Source organism: Massilia pseudoviolaceinigra (assembly GCF_030846505.1).
GTDB classification, from domain to species: Bacteria; Pseudomonadota; Gammaproteobacteria; order Burkholderiales; family Burkholderiaceae_D; genus Telluria_A; species Telluria_A violaceinigra.
The window spans coordinates 1-977 of record NZ_JAVCWL010000114.1 but is presented as its reverse complement, the minus strand read 5'-3'; the positions used below and the strand labels follow the sequence as shown (position 1 = coordinate 977).

At 55.7% G+C, this 977-nt stretch carries 1 pseudogene; it reads left to right on the top strand.

What is annotated here, in order from left to right:
- Positions 1-977: pseudogene (locus RBA40_RS33320) on the top strand (hypothetical protein); the annotation flags it as partial.

Below are 977 nucleotides of genomic sequence, written 5' to 3'. Positions count from 1 at the left end.
CCGGGCAATGAATCCACAGTCGCCTGCAAGGCAAACAATCTGACCAAGGTGACGTACCCTGACGGAAAAAGCCAGACGTATTGGTACAACGAAGCGAACAAAATCCAGATCAACGACGGGGCGGAATGCAGCGTCTTGTCCAAAACAATCGGAAACGGTTTTGGTCCGACCGCTTTTAGTAACCTGATGACTGGCTTGGTCGACGAAAATGAGGAGCGCCACATCAGCTGGACCTACGACTGCGGGGGCCGGGCAACATCGTCGCAACTTGGTGAAGACGTCAACAAGGTCACGGTCGCCTATTTCCGTCGGCCGGTGACTGGGGGCCCGCCATTGGCAACGGTAACTCACTATGTGGGGCCGAAGGAAAAGCCGGTTACGTCGGTGAGTTACTTTGAAAAAGGTTACGTGCAAGGGGTTGCGAAAACCACCACCATTAACGCGCCATGCGTGGAGTGCGGCACGATCGCTGAACGTAAGTATGACGCCATCGGAAACATCACAATGACGAAGGATTTCAACAGCAATTACAGCTGCTTCGCTTACGAGGCTGGACGTAATCTGGAAACGACGCGGATTGAAGGCGCTTCGACAGCCGATTGCACTGCGCTGCTGGCCGCGCAAACACTTGCTTCGCCGACACGTAAAACCACGACTAAATGGCACACGGAATTTCGCCTGCCGGAAACCATCGCCGAACCCAAGCGTATTACGAAGTACCAGTACGACAAATTGACCGGCGATCTACTCTCCAGAACCGAGCAGGCCACCACCGACCTGACGGGGGCGCAGGGATTGAATGCGCCTTTGACCGGCAGCGTCCGGAAATGGTCATTTGCGTACAAGGCGGGGCAATTGCAATCCGTGACCGGTCCGCGTACCGACATCGTCGACTTCACCAAGTATGACTATGATGAGTCCACGGGCGACCTGGTAAAGGTAACCAACGCCGCCGGCAGAGCGACAACGTACGGGGG